This window comes from Streptomyces sp. NPDC021562 (assembly GCF_040640875.1).
GTDB lineage: Bacteria > Actinomycetota > Actinomycetes > Streptomycetales > Streptomycetaceae > Streptomyces.
In genome coordinates this window covers 82,502-99,209 of sequence record NZ_JBFACN010000008.1, presented here as the reverse complement: position 1 = coordinate 99,209, position 16,708 = coordinate 82,502, and the positions used below count along the sequence as shown (strand labels likewise).

15 protein-coding genes and 1 pseudogene are annotated in these 16,708 nt (G+C 73.0%); 3 read left to right on the top strand and 13 right to left on the bottom strand.

Annotated features, from left to right (window positions below; all coding sequences use genetic code 11):
* The first annotated feature begins 10 nt into the window (after window positions 1-10).
* Entirely contained in the window at window positions 11-1,204 is a 1,194-nt protein-coding gene (locus tag AB0G52_RS14505; protein ID WP_361336625.1) for an extracellular solute-binding protein, read from the top strand.
* Window positions 1,205-1,234: 30 nt separating this feature from the next.
* On the opposite strand, the gene purU is transcribed toward AB0G52_RS14505, so the two are convergent.
* The 6 genes from purU to AB0G52_RS14475 all read right to left on the bottom strand — a co-directional run bounded on the left by purU (window position 1,235) and on the right by AB0G52_RS14475 (window position 7,349).
* Window positions 1,235-2,089 carry a formyltetrahydrofolate deformylase gene (gene purU, locus AB0G52_RS14500; protein WP_361336623.1) on the bottom strand — a complete coding sequence of 285 codons (855 nt, stop codon included), beginning with the start codon at window positions 2,087-2,089 and terminating at the stop codon, window positions 1,235-1,237.
* A complete protein-coding gene (locus AB0G52_RS14495; RefSeq protein ID WP_361336621.1) occupies window positions 2,086-2,679 on the bottom strand; it encodes a sarcosine oxidase subunit gamma family protein in 594 nt (197 codons plus the stop codon). Before AB0G52_RS14495 ends, purU begins: the two co-directional genes overlap by 4 nt.
* Entirely contained in the window at window positions 2,669-5,530 is a 2,862-nt protein-coding gene (locus tag AB0G52_RS14490; RefSeq protein WP_361336619.1) for a 2Fe-2S iron-sulfur cluster-binding protein, read from the bottom strand. Before AB0G52_RS14490 ends, AB0G52_RS14495 begins: the two co-directional genes overlap by 11 nt.
* Entirely contained in the window at window positions 5,527-5,835 is a 309-nt protein-coding gene (locus tag AB0G52_RS14485; protein ID WP_132889848.1) for a sarcosine oxidase subunit delta, read from the bottom strand. Before AB0G52_RS14485 ends, AB0G52_RS14490 begins: the two co-directional genes overlap by 4 nt.
* 15 nt (window positions 5,836-5,850) lie before the next feature.
* The gene (locus tag AB0G52_RS14480) at window positions 5,851-7,035 is read right to left on the bottom strand and encodes a sarcosine oxidase subunit beta family protein (RefSeq protein WP_361336811.1); all 1,185 of its coding nucleotides are present in this window, start codon (window positions 7,033-7,035) and stop codon (window positions 5,851-5,853) included.
* Window positions 7,036-7,121: 86 nt separating this feature from the next.
* Window positions 7,122-7,349: a hypothetical protein gene (locus tag AB0G52_RS14475; protein ID WP_132889850.1), complete on the bottom strand. Its 228-nt coding sequence runs from the start codon at window positions 7,347-7,349 to the stop codon at window positions 7,122-7,124.
* A 116-nt stretch (window positions 7,350-7,465) separates the two neighbouring features.
* Between AB0G52_RS14475 and AB0G52_RS14470 the strand changes: the two genes are divergently transcribed.
* Complete coding sequence (locus tag AB0G52_RS14470; RefSeq protein WP_132889851.1) at window positions 7,466-8,125, top strand: GntR family transcriptional regulator; 660 nt, start codon at window positions 7,466-7,468, stop codon at window positions 8,123-8,125.
* Between the two features lie 320 nt (window positions 8,126-8,445).
* Here the strand turns inward: AB0G52_RS14470 and AB0G52_RS14465 are convergent, their stop codons facing one another.
* The 6 genes from AB0G52_RS14465 to AB0G52_RS14440 form a co-directional block, all read right to left on the bottom strand.
* A complete protein-coding gene (locus tag AB0G52_RS14465) occupies window positions 8,446-9,336 on the bottom strand; it encodes a sugar phosphate isomerase/epimerase (protein WP_361336616.1) in 891 nt (296 codons plus the stop codon).
* Window positions 9,337-9,464: 128 nt separating this feature from the next.
* Window positions 9,465-10,376: a LysR family transcriptional regulator gene (locus tag AB0G52_RS14460; protein WP_132889853.1), complete on the bottom strand. Its 912-nt coding sequence runs from the start codon at window positions 10,374-10,376 to the stop codon at window positions 9,465-9,467.
* A 55-nt stretch (window positions 10,377-10,431) separates the two neighbouring features.
* Entirely contained in the window at window positions 10,432-12,135 is a 1,704-nt protein-coding gene (locus AB0G52_RS14455) for an NAD-dependent malic enzyme (RefSeq protein ID WP_361336614.1), read from the bottom strand.
* A gap of 155 nt (window positions 12,136-12,290) precedes the next feature.
* A complete protein-coding gene (locus tag AB0G52_RS14450; RefSeq protein ID WP_361336612.1) occupies window positions 12,291-13,040 on the bottom strand; it encodes a response regulator transcription factor in 750 nt (249 codons plus the stop codon).
* 80 nt (window positions 13,041-13,120) lie between these two features.
* Window positions 13,121-13,813, bottom strand: a complete 693-nt coding sequence (locus AB0G52_RS14445; protein ID WP_361336610.1) for a glycerophosphodiester phosphodiesterase — start codon at window positions 13,811-13,813, stop codon at window positions 13,121-13,123.
* Between the two features lie 60 nt (window positions 13,814-13,873).
* Window positions 13,874-14,935 carry an adenosine deaminase gene (locus AB0G52_RS14440; protein WP_361336608.1) on the bottom strand — a complete coding sequence of 354 codons (1,062 nt, stop codon included), beginning with the start codon at window positions 14,933-14,935 and terminating at the stop codon, window positions 13,874-13,876.
* Window positions 14,936-15,113: 178 nt separating this feature from the next.
* Here AB0G52_RS14440 and AB0G52_RS14435 point away from each other — a divergent pair, with 178 nt between their 5' ends.
* Window positions 15,114-16,103 carry a DUF4190 domain-containing protein gene (locus tag AB0G52_RS14435; protein ID WP_361336606.1) on the top strand — a complete coding sequence of 330 codons (990 nt, stop codon included), beginning with the start codon at window positions 15,114-15,116 and terminating at the stop codon, window positions 16,101-16,103.
* Here the strand turns inward: AB0G52_RS14435 and AB0G52_RS14430 are convergent.
* A pseudogene (locus tag AB0G52_RS14430) lies at window positions 16,100-16,668 on the bottom strand (NADAR family protein). The gene AB0G52_RS14435 and the pseudogene AB0G52_RS14430 overlap by 4 nt on opposite strands.
* Window positions 16,669-16,708 lie beyond the last annotated feature (40 nt).

Sequence of the window (16,708 nt, the reverse complement as noted above, 5' to 3'; positions counted from 1 at the left end):
TCCTTCAGGTGTGCCCCACACCTCTCCCCGGACGCCCGCCCTCACCCGCCGCTCCCTGCTCCGCGCGCTCGGCGGCACCGCCGCGCTGGGCGCGCTGGCGGGCTGCGGGGTGCCCGCCGCCTACGTCAAGGCCGACGACCGCGCCGTGGCCGACCTCTCCGGCAGGGACCACAGGCTGGTCTTCGCGAACTGGCCGCTGTACATCGACGTGGCCGACGACAACCCGAACGAGCGGCCCACCCTGGACGCCTTCGAGAAGCGCACCGGGATCTCCGTCGACTACACCGAGGAGATCAACGACAACGACGAGTTCTTCGGCAAGATCAGCCCCGCGCTGATGAACCACCAGCCCACCGGCCGGGACCTCATCGTCATGAGCGACTGGATGTGCGCGCGGTTCGTGCGCCTGGGCTGGGTGCAGCAGATGGACCGCGCCCGCCAGCCGGACGTCGCGAGGTACCTGGACCCGCTGCTCCGCTCGCCCGCCTTCGACCCGGGGCGCCGGTTCACGGTGCCGTGGCAGTCGGGCATCACCGGCATCGCCTACGACCGCAGGAGGCTGGGCCGCGAGATCCGGCACGTCAAGGACCTGTGGGCGAGCGACCTCAGGGGCCGGGTGACGCTGCTCTCCGGCCTCGACGAGGCGTTCGCGCTGCTGATGCAGGGCAACGGCGTGGACATCACCCGCTGGACGGCCGACGACTTCTACGCCGTCTGCGACGAGGTGCAGAAACAGGTCGACCGCGGCCAGATCCGCCGCTTCACCGGGAACGACTACACGAAGGACCTGGTCAGCGGGGACGTCCTGGCCTGCCAGGCCTACTCGGGCGACGTCGTCCAGCTCCAGGCCGACAACCCCGACATCCGCTTCGTCGTCCCCGAGGAGGGCGCGGAGCTGTGGTCCGACTCCCTGATGATCCCGGACCGCGCCGCCCACAAGGCCAACGCGGAACGCCTCGTCGACTACTACTACGAGCCGGCGGTCGCCGCCGAGCTGGCCGCCTGGGTCACCTACGTCTGTCCCGTCCCGGCGGCCCAGCAGGTCCTCGCCGACTCCAAGGACAAGGACACGGCGGCACTCGCCGAGAACCCCCTGATCTTCCCGAACGCCGAGATGCGCAGGCGCCTCGCCGTCGCCCGGGACATCACGTCGACGGAACGGGTGGAGTTCGCCAGGCGCTGGAACAGGATCGTGGGCCTGTAGGCCGCCGGACGTCCGGCCGGGACCCTTCCGTCAGCTGAAGACCACCGTGCGGTTGCCGTGGATCAGGACCCGGCCCTGGCAGTGCCAGTTGACGGCGCGGGCCAGGGCCAGGCGTTCGGCGTCGCGGCCCACGGTGACCAGGCGGTCCGCGCCGCAGCGGTGGTCGACCCGGATGATCTCCTGCTCGATGATGGGCCCCTCGTCCAGGTCGGCCGTGACGTAGTGGGCGGTCGCGCCGACGAGCTTCACCCCCCGGCGGTGGGCCTGGTGGTACGGCTTGGCCCCGGCGAAGCTCGGCAGGAACGAGTGGTGGATGTTGATGGCCCGGCCCTCCAGCCGCTTGCACAGGTCGTCGGAGAGCACCTGCATGTAGCGGGCGAGGACGACCAGGTCGACGCGGTGCTCCTCGACCAGGGCGAGCAGCCGGGCCTCCGCCTGCGGCTTGGTGCCGGCCGTGACGGGGACGTGCTCGAACGGCACGCCGTCGGCCGACGCCAGCGGCACCAGGTCGGGGTGGTTGGAGACCACCAGGACGATCTCGGCGTCCAGGGCCTTGCTGCGCCACCGGTAGAGCAGGTCGGCCAGGCAGTGGTCGAACCTGGAGACCATCACGAGCACGCGCGGCTTGACCGCGGAGTCCCTGAGCTGCCATTCCATCCCGAACTCGGCGGCCACCGGGGTGAAGGTGTCCCGCAGCCGCTCCAGGGTCGTCTCGGCGTCGGGGGCGGTGAAACCGGTGCGCAGGAACACGATGCCGTGGTCGGGGTCGTCGAACTGCTGGTGCTCGGTGATGTCGCAGCCGTGTCCGAGCAGGAACGACGTCACGCCGTGCAGGATGCCCGGCCGTTCGGGGCAGCTGAGGGTGAGGACGAACTCGGTCTTCATGAGGCGCTTCCCCGGTATTCCGTGCAGGCGTCGAGCAGCCATGCGGCCAGGTAGGTGGCGAACGAGGAGCGGACCAGCAGCCGGACGTCGCGGGCCGCGTCGTCGCGCACCACGAGGGTGACCGGGGCCTGGGCCAGCAGGGTCGTCGGGCAGGAGCCGGCCGGGGTGACCCGGGGGTCCAGGTCGACGGCGCAGCCCTGGGCCAGGACCGCGCGGACGAGGGGGCCGGACAGGTCCAGCGTGGTGCGCTGCGCCGAGACGTCGGTGACGGTGGCGAACCCCGCGCCGACGGCCGAACGCAGCCGTGCCACCAGGTCGTCCCGGCGGCCGTCCGGAGCCAGCAGCAGCCATTCGTCCGGGCCCGTCCACACCACGTCGACGTCGCCCGACAGTTCGGCGCGCACTGGTCCGGGCAGCGGGACGCCCAGGCAGGACTCGACGGCCCTGGCCGCCGCGCCGCCGGGCTCCGCCCGGAGGGTGAGCTGGGTCAGGAAGGGCACTTCCCGCACCCGGATACCGGCCGGCAGCCGCGCCAGGCGGTCCTGCCACTCGGACAGCGGGCTGAAGCGAGCGGGCGTCTCAACCGTCACGGCGAGCTCCCTCCTTGTCGAAGAGCACGGGGTCGGTCACGGTCACCGGGACGGTCCGGCCGTCCAGCGGCACGTAGAGGGTCTCGCCGATGCGCCGGGTGCCCGAGCGCACCAGGGCCAGGGCGAAGGTCCGCCGCAGGGCGTCGCTCCGGTAGCTGGACGTGACGTGGCCCAGCATGGGCACGGGGGGCGCCGGGATGTCGCTGGTGGCGATGATCTGGGCGCCTTCGGGGAGCAGCACGTGCTCGTCGGCCGGGAGCAGGCCCACCAGCTGCTTGCGGTCCTCGCGCCGGTTCTCCGCGCGGGCGAAGGACCGCTTGCCGACGAAGTCCGGCTTCTTCTTCGACACGACCCAGGACATCCCCAGGTCCTGGGGGGTGACGGTGCCGTCGGTGTCCTGACCGATGATCGGATAGGCCTTCTCGGCGCGCAGCACGTGCATCGTCTCGGTGCCGTACGGGGTGATGCCGAACGCGTCCCCGGCCGCGAGGAGCGCCTGCCACACGGTGATGCCGTACCAGGCGGGCACGTTGACCTCGTAGGCGAGTTCACCGGAGAAGCTGATCCGGCACACCCGCGCCGCCACCCCGGCGACGGTGGCGTCCTGCCAGGACATGAAGGGGAAGGCGTCGTTGCCCACGTCCAGGCCCGGCGCCACCAGGGCCAGCACGTCCCGGGAGCGGGGGCCGACCAGCGGGATCGTCACCCAGTGCTCGGTGACGGAGGTGAGGTGGACGCGCAGGCCGGGCCATTCCGTCTGGAGCCACTCCTCCATCCACTCCAGGACCCTGGCCGCGTTGCCGGTGGTCGTGGTCAGCAGGAACTCCTGCTCGGCCACCCGGATCACGGTGCCGTCGTCGAGGGCCATGCCGTCCACGCCGCACATCACGCCGTAGCGGACCCGGCCCACCTTGAGCGTGCTCATCAGGTTCGTGTAGAGCCGGTCCAGCAGCACGCCGGCGTCCGGTCCCTGGACGTTGATCTTGCCGAGCGTGGAGCCGTCCATCATCGCGACGCCGGTACGGGCGGCCCGGCACTCGCGCAGCACGGCCTCCTCCATGGTCTCCCCGGCCCGCGGGTAGTACCAGGGGCGCTTCCACTGGCCGACGTTCTCGAACCGGGCGCCGTGCTCGACGTGCCAGGGGTGGAGCGCGGTCACCCGCACCGGGTCGAAGAGCCCGCCGCGGTTGCGGCCCGCGAGGGCGGCGAAGGAGACCGGCACGGCGGGCGGCCGAAAGCGGGTGGTGCCGAGGTCGGCGACCTCCAGGCCCAGCGCCTCGGCGACGACGCCCGAGGTCAGCACGCCCGAGGTACGGCCCTGGTCGTGGGCGGTGCCGATGGTGGTGTACCGCTTGACGTGCTCCACGGACCGCAGGCCCGCCCCGGTCGCCCGCAGCACGTCACCGACGGTCGCGTCCCGCTGGAGGTCGACGAACTGCGGGGCGCCCTCCTGGCCGTCCTGGGGACTCGGCACCCGCCACAGCACCCGGGCCGGTGCTCCGTCCGGCAGCGGCTCGGTGGCCGGCGGGGCGACCTGCGGAGCGGTCCCGCCGATCGCCGACAGGGCCCGGCGGGCCGCGGCCACGCCGTCCGCGAGACAGCCGGCGAGGGTGAAGGTGCCGCCGGCCGCCCCCGCCGTACGGACGTCGGCGGGCGCGTCGGCGGGGACGAAGGCGCCGATCCCGGCGTCGTACCGCAGGGTGCCGCGGGCCTGGCTGAACAGGGCCACCGCCGGGTTCCAGCCGCCGGAGACCAGCAGCAGGTCGCAGTCGACGCCGTGCCGCTGGCCGAGGCGTCCGTCCCGGTAGGAGGCGGCGTGGGCGCGGGTGACGCGCTCGATGCCGCTGGTGCCGGTGACGACGTGGCCCGCGCGCACGCCGATGCCGCGTTCGGCGCAGGCGCCACGCCAGTGCTCGGGCACCTCCTCGCGCACGTCGACCACGGCGGCGATCCGCACGCCCGCGTCGGCCAGTTCGAGCGCGGCCGGGTAGGCGCTGTCGTTCGTGGTGAGGACGACCGCCCGCGAACCGGGCAGCACGCCGAAGCGGTTCAGGTAGGTGCGGGCCGAACCGGCCAGCATGATCCCCGGGCGGTCGTTGTTGTCGAAGGCGATCGGACGCTCGTGGGCACCGGTGGCGTACACGACCTGCCGGGAGCGGATCCGCCAGATCCGCTGCCGGGAGACGTGGGCGGGGGCCGCGGCGCCCAGGTGGTCGGTGCGCTTCTCCAGGGCGAGCACGAGCCCGTCGTCGTAGTGGCCGAAGGCGGTGGTGCGGGGCAGGACGCGGACGTCCGCGTACGCGGCGAGCTCCGCCAGGACGGCGCTGACCCATCGGGTGGCCGGGGCGCCGTCGACGAGTTCCCGGGTGCCGAGCAACGAGCCGCCGGCCTCCGGGAGTTCGTCGACGAGGACGACCCGGGCCCCGGCCCGGGCGGCGGTCAGCGTGGCGGCCAGGCCCGCCGGGCCCGCGCCGACGACCAGGACGTCGCAGTGGGCGTGCACGGTGTCGTAGCGGGCGGTGTCCGGCTCGGTGCTCAGCCTGCCCCGGCCGGACAGGCCCCGGGCGACCAGACCCTCGTACAGCTCGACCGTCGTGGCGGTGAGCATGGGCTCGGGGAAGGGGAACTCGATCTGGACGAGGGCGTTGGGTTCCTCGGCGCCGGCGGCCAGGAACCCGCGCGGGCGGCCGTACTTGATGCTGTCGGCCACGTGGTGCACGCCGTTGGCCAGCAGGGCCGAGGCGAGGGTGTCGCCGGGGTGACCGGTGTAGGCGGTGCCGTCGAAGGTGAAGGCGAGGGTGGTGTCGCGGTCGACGCGGCCGTGGCCCGGAGCGCGGAAGGGCGTGTTCATCGGGTGGCCTCCTGACCCTTCGAGGTGCTCGTGGGGGAGGGGCGGTCGGCGCCGGCCTCGTAGACGGCGAGGAACTCGTGGGTGACGGTGTCGCGCAGGGCGTTGAACCAGCGCCGGCAGCCGGCCGAGTGCACCCAGCGCTCGGCGAACGGGCCCTTGGGGTTGTCACGGAAGAAGACGTACTGGGCCCACTGCTCGTCGTCGATCGCGTAGGGGTCCTCGGGGTAGGCGACGTGCGCCTGACCGCCGTAGTGGAACTCGATCTCCTCGCGGTCACCGCACCAGGGGCAGGTGATGAGCTGCATGTCGGTACTCCTCGGCTAGTGGGCGACGGCGGCCGCGCCGTGCTCGTCGACCAGGGCGCCGGTGGTGAAGCGGTCGAGGGTGAAGGGCGCGTTGTACGGGTGCGGTTCGCCGGTGGCGACGGTGTGCGCGAAGCACCAGCCGACGCCCGGGGTGGCCTTGAAACCGCCGGTGCCCCAGCCGCAGTTCAGGTAGAGGTCCGTGACGGGCGTCAGGCCGACGATGGGGGAGGCGTCCGGGGTGGTGTCGACGATGCCGGCCCAGGTGCGCAGCATGTGGGCGCGGGCGAAGACGGGGAACAGCTCCAGGGCGGCGGCCATCTGGCGCTCCAGGATGTGGAAGGCGCCGCGCTGCCCGTACCCGTTGTAGCTGTCGATGCCCGCGCCCATGACCAGCTCGCCCTTGTGCGCCTGGGAGACGTACACGTGCACGGCGTTGGACATCACCACGGTCGGGTGGACGGGTTCGAGGAGCTCCGAGACCAGTGCCTGGAGGGGGTGGCTCTGCAGCGGCAGCCGCAGCCCCGCCATGGCCGCCAGCACGGACGAGTGCCCGGCCGCCGCCAGCGCGACCTTCCCGGCCGCGATGGGACCGCGCGTGGTCCGCACCCCGCGCACCCGGCCGTCCACGATGTCGAGTCCGGTGACCTCGCAGTCCTGGATCAGGTCGATGCCGTACGCGTCGGCCCTGCGGGCGAAGCCCCAGGCCACGTAGTCGTGCTTGGCGATGCCCGCACGCGGCTGGTAGGTGGCGCCGAGCACCGGGTACCGCACGTCGGGCGAGACGTTGACGATGGGGCAGACCTTGGCGACCTCGTCCGGTTCCAGCCACTCCGCGTCGATTCCGTTGAGCTGGTTGGCGTACACGCGCCGCTTGCTGTCGCGGATGTCCTGGAGGGTGTGCGCCAGGTTGAGCACGCCGCGCTGGCTGAAGAGGATCGGGTAGTCGAGGTCCTCCTCCAGGGTCTCCCAGAGCTTCAGGGAGTGCTCGTAGATGCCGGAGCTCTCGTCCCAGAGGTAGTTCGAGCGGATGATCGTGGTGTTGCGGGCCATGTTGCCGCCCGCGAGCCAGCCCTTCTCCAGTACGGCGACGTTGGTGATGCCGTGGTTCTTCGCCAGGTAGTAGGCGGTCGCCAGCCCGTGCCCGCCGCCGCCGACGACGACGACGTCGTACGACCGCTTGGGGTCGGGGTTGCGCCACAGGAACTCGGGGTGGTCGGGGAGGACGTCGCCGGGGGTGGCGGGGGCGTCGTCGCCGGTCCCGCCGGGGGCGTTGTCGCGCGGGTGCGTCACTGGACGGCCTCCTCGGCCACGGGCCGCGGGGCGGCGGGGTAGAGCGGGAAGCGCTCGGTCAGGACCTGGACGCTGTCGGCGGCCTCGGTGAACTCCCGCGTGCCGAAGCCGCGGGCGGCCGGCTCGGCGTCGATCGCCGCGGCGATCTCGGGGTCGAATGCGTCGAGCGGGGCGGTGAGCACCGCGGTACGGGCCGCTTGCTGGTCGGGGGCGTGGGCAGTCATGAGAGCTCCCTGAAGACCTGAAGTCCTGGAGACCGACTGGAAGGCGACTGATATATCAACCTGCTGTTGCGCTACGCTAAGAGGACGGATCGGCTCGCGTCAAGGGAGGGCTGCGCGTGACTGGGAGCGCCGGGCAGAGCGCGGGGGAGGAGGCCGGGACGCTGGCCGACCAGGCCTATCGCGCCATCTCGGACCGGCTCGTGACCCTCCAGATCCGGCCGGGTGAGCCCATCAACGACGAGCGGATCGCCGCCGGACTCGGCTTCGGGCGCACCCCGGTGCGCGAGGCCCTCAAGCGGCTCGAACACGAGCGGCTGATCGTCGCCTACCCCCGGCGCGGCACCTTCGCCACCGAGGTGCACATCGCCGACCTCGGGCACATCTCGGAGGTCCGCAGACGGCTGGAGCCCCTCGCCGCCGGCCTGGCGGCCCGGCGCGCCGGCGAGGCCGACCGGGCCGCCCTGGAACGGCTGCTGGCCCGGCTGGCCGACGCGTCCGACGCCGGCACCGACCTGATCCGGCTCGACATGACCCTGCACCGCGCCATCTACGCCGCGACCCACAACCCCTACCTGGAGGACACGCTGGTCAGGTACGACAACCTGGCCACCCGCATCTGGTGCCTCTTCCTCGACCGGCTGCCGGGCCTGGCGGGGCACGTGCAGGAACACGGCCCCCTGCTGCGCGCCGTCATCGACGGAGACGCGGAGAAGGCGGCGGCGCTGGCCGAGGGGCATGTGGAGGGCTTCGAGAAGGCAATCCGCAGCCTGATCTGAACGACCGGCTCCCGCCGAGGCGCGCCGCCGCTACGGCGCCCAGGGCGGCTCGGCTCAGCCGGGGGACGGGGCCATTGTCACCTCGGACGGCGGGTCGAGCGGGGGTGACCACGTGGATCGCCGAGGGGAGAGCCCGGCCGTCGTCCGGCGGCAGGGGGGCCGACGCCCGGGTGGCGCGAACGCCCCCTGTGCAACCGCGCGTTCCACGGGGTTGGCAGCGCACGGTGTGGATGCGGCCCCCCTGGCGGCACGGGTCCCGAGGGTCGGGAACACGCACGGCGGGACGCGCGCCGCGCGGTCCGGGCGGGGGGCGGGGGTGCTCAGGCGGCGGTGGTGCGGAGGACCGTGCGCAGGTGTTCGGCGCTCGCCCACACGTCGTCGACCGGGCCCTTCCCCTTGGGCTCCTCGGTGAGGATGGTGTCCTGCTCCAGCACGTACCAGCCGTCGTAGCCGCGGGCGGCGAGGTGGCCGACGATGGCCTCGACGTCGACGTCACCGGCGCCCAGCGGCCGGTACATGCCCGCGCGGACCGCGTCGGTGTAGGTGAGGCGGCCGGACTGGACCTTGGCGGCGAGGGCGGCGTCCACGTCCTTCATGTGCGTGTGGGCGATCCGCTCGGGTGCCTGCCGGGTCAGCTCGGCGGGGTCGGTGCCGCCGATGAGCAGGTGACCGGTGTCCAGGCAGAGCGAGATCGTCGAGTCCTCCAGGACCCGGCGGACCTCGTCGCCGTTCTCGATCATCGTGCCGACGTGCGGGTGCAGGACGGCCCGTACACCGCGCTCCGCCGCCAGCGCGGTCAGCCGGTCGAGGTTGGACAGCAGCAGCCGCCAGCCCTCGGCGTCGAGTGCGGGGCGGGAGTCGTAGCCGTCCTGGCCGGTGATGGCCGACAGGACGAGGACCTCGGCGTCGGAGGCGGCGTAGCCCTCCAGGAGCTGTTCCGCCTCGGGCAGCGGGTCGTGCCCGGGCACGTGCAGCAGCAGCGGGGTGAAGCCGCCCACCGCGTGCAGGTCGTGGTCGGCGAGGACCTTGGCCATCGCGTCGGGAGCGGCGGGCAGGAAGCCGTCCGGCCCGAACTCGGTGGCCGCGAGACCGACCTCACGCATCTCCTTCAGTACCCGCTCGGGGGTCAACTGGTGGCCCCAGCCCGGTACTTCGCACACGCCCCAGGAGATGGGCGCGCCGGCGATCCGGTTCAGGGAAGGGGTGCTCATGCCGTGGCCTTTCGGTGGTTCCGGTCGGGGTGGTCCAACGGCGAGGCCGTTCACGTGCGCGTAACGCTAGGTCCGCGAGGACGGTCGCCGGAACCCCCGAATCCATCAATTGGCCCTCATCGGAACCATCATTTTTCCTTCACGGCGGCCGTCGCGCGCAGCGCGTGGTCCACGAAGCGGCGGGCGGCCGGCGGCAGGGTGCGGGAGCTCAGGCAGGCGATGCCGATGTCGCGGGCGGCGCGTACGTCGGTGAGGCTGAGGTAGCGGATGGGAAGGTCCGGATTGGTCTCCGGGGCCGCCGCGGCGTCCGGCGCGGCCGGGATGAGGGAGACCCCGAGCCCGGCCGCGACCAGCCCGCGCAGCGTCTCCACCTCCTCGCCCTCGAAACCGACGAGCGGGGCGAACCCGGCCTGCCGGCACAGGGACTCGGTGACACTGCGCAGGCCGTACCCGGGCTTGAGCACGATGAACTGCTCCGCCGCCACCTCGGCCAGCCGGACGCGCCGGCGCTGCGCGAGCCGGTGCCGGGCCGGGACCGCCAGCCACAGCGGCTCGACCAGCAGCCGGCGCCAGGTGATGAGCGGATGCCCGGGATCCTTGCCGGTGATGATCAGATCGGCGGTGGCGTCCAGCAGGTGCTGGGTGAGCCCGTTCTCGTCGGCCTGGTGCAGTTCGAACCGGACGGCGGCGAACCGCTGCCGGAATTCGGTGACCAGCCTGGGCACCAGCCAGGTGCCCAGGGTGTGCAGAAAGGCCAGGGAGACCACGCCGGTGTCCGGGTCGACGACCTCGGCCACGGCCCGCCGGCCCCGGTCGTAGCCGTCCAGCACGGTGTCGACGTACTCCTTGAACACCCGCCCCGCCGGGGTGAGCCGCAGCACCCGGCCGACGCGCTGGAAGAGCTCCGCGCCGACCTCGCCCTCCAGCCTGCGCAGCGCCCGGGAGAGGGCGGGCTGGGTGAGGTGGGCGTCGGCCGCGGCCTCGGTGACCGTCACCCCCTCGGCCACGGCCCGGAAGGAGCGCAGTACCTCAAGATCCATCGTCTCCTCCTCCCGCCTTCTCCCGCCGCACGGGAAGCGTCCCGTGCCGGTCTTCTCAGACGGCCTCGACCGGCGGGTACACCGGCTGCCACATGGCCGCCCTGACCCGGTCCTCGATCGTGTCGTCCACCGTCGCCCGGGCCACCCCGTCGGCGTCCGCCGCGCGGGCCACCGCCACCGCGACGGCCACCGACGTCTCGCGCAGCTGGTCGGTGAGGGGCAGGATCGCGGCTCCGGGACCGTCGGCCCGGGTCTGGCCGGCGACGGCGTGCGCGGCGGCGACCAGCATCGCGTCGGTGACCCGGGTGGCCCGGGCGACGATCGAGCCCAGCCCGAGACCGGGGAAGACCAGCGCGTTGTTGGCCTGCCCGATCCGGTACACCACCCCGTCCTGCTCGACCGGCCGGAACGGGCTGCCGGTGGCGATCAGCGCCCGCCCGTCCGTCCAGGCCAGCAGGTCGGCGGGGACCGCCTCGGCCAGGTCCGTCGGGTTGGACATCGGCAGGATGATCGGGCGCTCGGCGTGCGCGGCCATCGTGCGGACGATGTCCTCCGAGAAGGCGCCGCCCTGCCCCGAGGTGCCGATCAGCACCGTCGGCCGCACCCGTTCGACGACCTCGGCCAGCGCGATGCCGCCCACCTTCTCGTCCCGGTGCCAGTCGGCGACCTCGGCGGCCGGACGGGCGTAGCGGGTCTGGAAGTCGCGCAGGTCGTCCTGGTCATCGGTGAGCAGGCCGTACCGGTCGACGGCGAAGATGCGGGCGGCGGCCTCCTCGGCGGTCAGCCCGTCGGCGACCATGGCGTCCCGCAGCTGGTCCGCGATGCCGATCCCGGCGGTGCCCGCGCCGAAGACCACCGCCCGGTGTTCACGCAGCGGAGTGCCGCTGGCCTTCACGCCGGAGAGCACGGCGGCGAGGTTGACGGCGCCGGTGCCCTGCACGTCGTCGTTGAAGGTGAACTCCTGCGGGCGGTAACGGTCCAGGATGCGGCGGGCGTTGGCGGGACCGAAGTCCTCCCAGTGCAGGAGGGCGTCGGGGAAGAGGCGGCGGGCGGTGGTGACGTAGGCGTCGATGAAGGCGTCGTAGGTCTCCCGGTCCACGCGCGGGTGCCGGTTGCCCAGGTAGAGCGGGTCCTCCAGGAGTTCCTCGCGGTTGGTGCCGACGTCCAGCATGACCGCCAGGGTGCGGTTCGGGTCGATGCCGGCGGCGGCCGTGTACACGGCGAGCTTGCCCACCGAGATGTCGATGCCGCCCACTCCCCAGTCGCCGATGCCGAGGATCGCCTCGCCGTCCGTGGCGACGATCAGGTCGACGTCGTGCGGGCCGAGGCCGGAGGCGGTGAGCGCGCCCTCGATCTCCTCCGGCGCGTGCACCGACAGGTACACCCCGGCCGGGCGCCGGTACTCGTAGCTGTAGCGCTGGATCGCCTTGCCGACGGTCGGGGTGTAGACGATCGGCAGCATCTCTTCGAGGTGATCGCCCAGCAGCCGGTAGAAGAGCACCTGGTTGCGGTCGTGCAGGGCGGTGAGATTGACGTTCTTGGCCAGGTCCGTCGGCTGTGCGGCGTACTGCTGGTAGGCCCGCTCGGCCTGCTGCTCCAGGGTCAGCACCGCCGGCGGCACCAGCCCCACCAGGCCCAGCTTCCGCCGCTCCTCGGGGGTGAAGGCGGTGCCCCGGTTGAGGCGGGGCTGGGAGAGGACCTCGCGCCCGCGGGCGGTGGTCTCGATGCGCCCTTCGTCGGCGTTCCACTGGGTGGTCATGCTCGGCTCCTTGTCGCTTCCGGCGAATCCCTGCCTTCCGCAAGAGTCGACCCGCGGGAACGCATACGTCCAATGCCTGGAACGGCGGTGACCCATGAGCCGACGGCATGCATAGCACCCCACCTGCGCCTTCGCCCGCATGCACGCCGTGGCCCTCAGGCCGCCGGACGGATCAGTCCCGACTCGTAGGCGAAGGTCACCGCCTGGACCCGGGCGCGCGCGCCGATCTTCCCGAGGACGTTGCTGACGTGGGTCTTCACGGTGGTCGGGGCGATGGACAGCCACTGGGCGATCTCGGCGTTGGTCCAGCCGGAGGCCACGGCGATCAGGACGTCGCGTTCGCGCTGGGTGAGGGTGCCGATCCCCGAGGTGCGGGGCAGCGGGCGGACGGTGTGCTGCTGGCGGACGGCGTCGATGAGCGCGCGGGTCAGCCCGGGCGTGATCACGGCGTCCCCGGTGGCCACCACCCTGATGGCCGCGGTCAGTTCGGCCGGGTCGGCGTCGTTGAGCAGGAAGCCGGCGGCCCCCGCCCGCAGCGCCGCCCAGGCGTCGGCCTCCCGGTCGGCCGCGGTCAGCACCAGCACCCGGGTGGCGGACGGCTCCTCGCCGGGGAGCCCCGGAGTGCGGGCCCGGGGGGCCGGCCCGGCCGGGTGGGCCGGGCCGGTGATGCGCCGGATGGTGTCGATGGCGTCCGCCCGGGACAGCGTGCTGTCCATGACGACGACGTCGGGACGGAGCGCGGCGCCGGCACGGATCGCCTCGTCCCCGTCCGCCGCCTCCCCGACGACCGTCAGTCCCGGTTCGGCGGTCAGCAGCATGCGCAGGGCGAGGCGCTGGAGTGACTGGTCGTTGACGACGAGTACGGAGACGGTCTTCTCCCTGCGGGGTTCCACGCGAGGTTCCATGCGAGGTCCGTTCCCTGAACGAAACAGTTTCGTTCACATGCTACGCCCGGCACCGCCCTGCGGGGAGAGTGGGCCTGCTCTCACTCGGCTCGGGCAGAGCGCAGGGCGTCGAGCAGGTCCACTCTGTTCGTCGTGATCGAGTCCACGTTCATGTCCAGCAGGCGGCGCAGGGAGCGGCGGGTGTCCGGGGTCCAGCAGGAGACCAGGTGGCCCGTGTGGTGGACGTGCTCGGTCAGGGCGTGGTCGAGCAGGGTGAAGCGGTAGTTGAGGTAGCGGGGGCGGATCGCGGCGAGCAGCACGGGGCGGGTCGGGGCCAGCGTCGTGCGGGTCAGGGCGATCTCCGCCGCCGTGTCCGCCGCGCGCACCGCCAGCATCGCCGCCGCGTCCCCCGTGTAGAAGACGCGGTCCGTCGCACCGCACTCCCGTGCCACGGCCACGATCCTGGCCACCGCCCGCTCGCTCGGGCCGCCGGGCAGGTCGATCATCACCCGGCCGTCCTCCGTGGCCGCCAGCGCCTCGGCGAGGGTCGGGACGCCGCCCGCCGTGAGGCCGCGCACCTCGTCCGCCGACAGGGCGGTCAGCGGGCGGTCGTGTTTCCACAGCCGCTTGAGCGTGGCGTCGTGCAGGAGGACGGGGACGCCGTCACGGGTGAGGCGTACGTCGATCTCCACCGCGTCCGCGCCCCGGCGGAGCGCGGAACGCAGCGAGTCGAGCGTGTTCTCACGGAAACGATAGGGGTCGCCGCGATGGGCCACGGCGGTCACGGTCTGCATGGGCCCATGGTCTCAGGGGCCGGCGGGGGACCGTCTGCTCGTCGGAGGGCTGTCGGCTCGTCAGGGGGCGAGCCACGCCTTGGTGTAAGCGTCGATCTCGGCCGAGATCCTCGCCTTGCCCGGCTGGTCCAGGAAGGACGCCTCGACCGCGTTCTTGGCGAGGTCGGCGATGCCGTTCTCGTCGAGGCCGAGGAGACGGGCGGCGACGACGTACTCGTTGTTCAGGTCGGTGCCGAACATCGGCGGGTCGTCGGAATTGACCGTGACCAGGACACCGGCGTCCACGAAGGCCCTGATCGGGTGCTCTTCGAGGGTGCGGACCGCGCGCGTGGCGATGTTGGAGGTCGGGCACACCTCCAGCGCGATCCGGTGCTCCGCGAGGTGCGCGAGGAGCTTCGGGTCCTGCGCGGAACTGGTGCCGTGGCCGATGCGCTCGGCGTGCAGCTCGACCAGGGCGTCCCAGACCGTTCCGGGACCGGTGGTCTCACCGGCGTGCGGGACGGAGTGCAGACCGGCCGCGACCGCCTGGTCGAAGTACGGCTTGAACTGCGGCCGGGGCACCCCGATCTCGGGACCGCCGAGACCGAACGAGACCAGTCCCTCCGGGCGGAGCCGGTCGTCGGTCGCGAGCCGTACCGTCTCCTCGGCGGCCTCCAGACCCGCCTCGCCGGGGATGTCGAAGCACCAGCGCAGCACGGTTCCGAACTCGGCCTCGGCCGCCTTCCGCGCGTCCTCGATCGCGTCCATGAAGGCCCGCGCGTCGATGCCGCGCCGGGTGGACGAGAACGGGGTGATCGTCAGCTCCGCGTAGCGCACCTGCTGGCGGGCCAGTTCGCGGCCCACCTCGTAGGTGAGCAGGCGGACGTCCTCGGGCGTGCGGATCAGATCGACGACCGACAGGTAGACGTCGATGAAGTGGGCGAAGTCCGTGAACGTGAAGTAGTCGACCAGCGCCTCGGGGTCCGTGGGCACCTTGGAGTCGGGGTGCCGGGCGGCCAGTTCCGACACGATGCGAGGGGAGGCGGAGCCGACGTGGTGGACGTGCAGTTCGGCCTTGGGCAACCCGGCCACGAAGGCGTGCAGGTCGCGCGGGGCGGCGGGTTCGGCGTGGCGGTCGGTCAAGGGTTCCTCCCCGGAACGGCGCGAGGGCCGCCTGCGGCGGCGGTACGCCGTGAGCTGGCCCCTTGCGCGGTGATCGGCTGATCGGTGGTCCGGGGTCATCGTAGGCCGGACCGGTGTTCGACATGACCGGGCCTTAGCATGACGGGCGGCACGCGCGTGGGAGAGGGGACACCGACAGATGGCTGACGAGGCGCCTGAGGCTCCGAGGGTACGGCTGGACAAGGGCGCGGAAGCGGGGGAGGGGGCCGGGCGCGCGGCGGACGCCGCGGTGACCGGCGACGGCTCGCGGGGACGGGCCGCGGCCGCGCCCACGGGCGGCCCCGGTGGGACGGTGCTGTCCGTCGGCCCCGACACTCCGGGTACACCGGCACCGTCGGTCCCCGACCAGCGGACGGTCGTCGCACCAGCGGACACCCAGGCTCCCCCTGCCCCCACACTCCAGAAGGGGACCAACCCCTTCACGCCACCGACCGCCCCGCCCCCGGCGGCGCCCACCGCCCCCTTCGCACCGCCGTCGGCCACCCCCGCGACGTCCGCCGCGACCCCCTTCGCCGCACCGGCCGCCCCGCCCCCCAACCCCTTCGCGCCGCCGTCGGCCACCCCTCAGGTGCCGCCCCCCACCCCCTTCGCGCCCCCGCCTGCCGTCCCTCCGCAGTCGCAGGCCAACCCCTTCGCGCCGCCCGGGGCCCACGTCGCGCCGCATCCCTATGCACCACCGGCCCCTCCGCTCAGCTCGGCCGTGCCTCCGCCGCCCATAGCCCCTGACGGGCCCGGGCAGGTGCCGTACGGCTACCCCGGCGCCCCGGCTCCCGGTCCGATGCCCGCGGGCCCGGGCTACGGGTATCCCGGGCCGTCGCTGCCGTCGTATCCGGGTGGGCCCGGAGGGTACGGCGGCTGGCCCGGGATGCAGGCCGCGCCCAACAACGGGATGGGCACCGCCGGCATGGTCACCGGGATCATCAGCGCCATCGGGTTCTGTCTGACGCCGGTCGCCCTGGTCACCGGGATCCTGGCGATCGTCCTCGGCGTCCTCGGGCGGGCGCGGGTCAGGCGCGGGGAGGCCACGAACCCGGGGCAGGCGCTGGCCGGGATCATCTGCGGGTCGGCGGGGCTGGTGCTGGCCGCCGCGTTCATCGCACTGATCGTCTTCGCCGAGACGCAGAACTAGGCGGCACCGGTCCCGTCCGCCGACAGTTGCTCTCTCGCCCGCATCAGCGCGAACCCCAGCAGATTCGCCCCCCGCCACCGCTCCGGGTCGTCCGCCCCCGCATCCGTCGCCGCCAGCCCGATCCCCCACACCCGGTCCACCGGGCTCGCCTCCACCAGGACGCGGTCGCCCGTGCCCAGCAGGAAGTCCCGCAGCCTGGCGTCGGCGGCGAACTTGTGCACGCTGCCCTCGGTCACGATCCCCAGCCGCTCCCGCTGCCAGATCGCCTCGTCGAAGCCCCGGACCAGCCGGCCTTCTTCGCCTCGGCGGGATGCGCGGCCGCCAGCACCCGGCGCTCCGCCTCCGCGTCCGCGAAGAGCCTCGCCTTGGCCGCCATCATGCAGTGCTCGGCGGTCGCGTAGCCGACACCGTCGACCACGAAGGGTGACGGCCACCACTGACTCAGGCAGCTCGCCGAGACCTGGCCGTCCGGCCGCGGCCGGTGCCCCCAGAAGTGCAGGTACGTGATCCTGGCCCCCGCCCGGACCGCCCTGATCAGGGCTTCCACAGAATCGATCTTCACCATGCACGCCAGTCTGGCAGGCACCACTGACACTCCGTCCTCC

Bases quoted from the DNA above. Each gene is read 5' to 3' on its own strand.
- AB0G52_RS14460 (WP_132889853.1), bottom strand. From the start codon at position 10,376: ATGGATCTTGAGGTACTGCGCTCCTTCCGGGCCGTGGCCGAGGGGGTG.
- AB0G52_RS14475 (WP_132889850.1), bottom strand. From the start codon at position 7,349: ATGACTGCCCACGCCCCCGACCAGCAAGCGGCCCGTACCGCGGTGCTC.
- AB0G52_RS14435 (WP_361336606.1), top strand. From the start codon at position 15,114: ATGGCTGACGAGGCGCCTGAGGCTCCGAGGGTACGGCTGGACAAGGGC.
- AB0G52_RS14455 (WP_361336614.1), bottom strand. From the start codon at position 12,135: ATGACCACCCAGTGGAACGCCGACGAAGGGCGCATCGAGACCACCGCC.
- AB0G52_RS14450 (WP_361336612.1), bottom strand. From the start codon at position 13,040: ATGGAACCTCGCGTGGAACCCCGCAGGGAGAAGACCGTCTCCGTACTC.
- AB0G52_RS14485 (WP_132889848.1), bottom strand. From the start codon at position 5,835: ATGCAGCTCATCACCTGCCCCTGGTGCGGTGACCGCGAGGAGATCGAG.
- AB0G52_RS14490 (WP_361336619.1), bottom strand. From the start codon at position 5,530: ATGAACACGCCCTTCCGCGCTCCGGGCCACGGCCGCGTCGACCGCGAC.
- purU (WP_361336623.1), bottom strand. From the start codon at position 2,089: ATGAAGACCGAGTTCGTCCTCACCCTCAGCTGCCCCGAACGGCCGGGC.
- AB0G52_RS14465 (WP_361336616.1), bottom strand. From the start codon at position 9,336: ATGAGCACCCCTTCCCTGAACCGGATCGCCGGCGCGCCCATCTCCTGG.
- AB0G52_RS14445 (WP_361336610.1), bottom strand. From the start codon at position 13,813: ATGCAGACCGTGACCGCCGTGGCCCATCGCGGCGACCCCTATCGTTTC.